1 protein-coding gene and 1 pseudogene are annotated in these 942 nt (G+C 52.1%); both read left to right on the forward strand.

Annotation, left to right across the window (positions count from 1 at the left end; translation table 11 throughout):
- A pseudogene (locus ACWHAR_RS24185) lies at positions 1–258 on the forward strand (aspartate carbamoyltransferase); the annotation flags it as partial.
- On the forward strand, positions 242–942 hold a 701-nt coding region (locus tag ACWHAR_RS24190; RefSeq protein ID WP_452088073.1), incomplete at its 3' end, for a dihydroorotase. The pseudogene ACWHAR_RS24185 and the gene ACWHAR_RS24190, both read left to right, overlap by 17 nt.

Raw genomic sequence — 942 nt, forward strand, 5'->3', positions numbered from 1 at the left:
GCAGAACGCGATTATCTCGAAACATTCGGATTGTCGCTCAAGCGGGCGGAGCTCTTGAAAAAAGACGCGGTCATCATGCACCCCGCACCTGTCAACCGAGGCGTCGAGATTGACAGTGCACTGGTCGAATCCGGCCGGTCGAGGATTTTCAAACAAATGGAAAACGGAGTATATATCAGAATGGCGGTTTTAAAAAGAGCGCTTCTAAACGGCGAAAACAAAAAAAGGGGAGATCAGGCTTATGTCTTATTTAATTAAAAACGGTTTCATGCTCGACGAAAAAGGCGAAAAAGTACAGCGCGATATCAGGGTTGAAGGCGATGCAATCAGCGAGATCGGAAGCCTTGAGGCCGCTTCGGGGGAAACGGTCATCGATGCGGATGGACTTTTCGTCTCGCCAGGGCTTGTTGACCTTCACGTTCACTTCAGAGAGCCGGGCGGCGAGAAGAAAGAAACGATCGAAACAGGTGCAAAAGCCGCAGCGAGAGGCGGGTTTACAACTGTCGCCGCAATGCCGAATACCCGGCCTGTCCCCGATACGAAAGAGCAGATGGAGTGGCTTGTCAACCGCATTGACGAAACGGCATCAGTGAGAGTGCTGCCGTATGCTTCAATCACCATCAGGCAAACAGGTCGGGAAATGACCGATTTCGAAGGGCTGAAAGACGCCGGCGCGTTCGCGTTTACCGATGACGGCGTCGGCGTTCAAACGGCGGGGATGATGTATGAAGCGATGAAAAAAGCGGCTTCGATTAATAAAGCGATCGTCGCTCACTGTGAAGACAATTCACTGATCTACGGCGGCAGTGTACACGATGGGGAATTTGCCAAAGCCAACGGTTTAAACGGGATTCCTTCGGTGTGCGAAGCGGTTCACATCGCAAGGGATGTGCTTCTTGCCGAAGCGGCAGGCTGCCATTACCACGTCTGTCATATCAGCAC

It is taken from the genome of Bacillus sp. LR--39 (assembly GCF_053613335.1).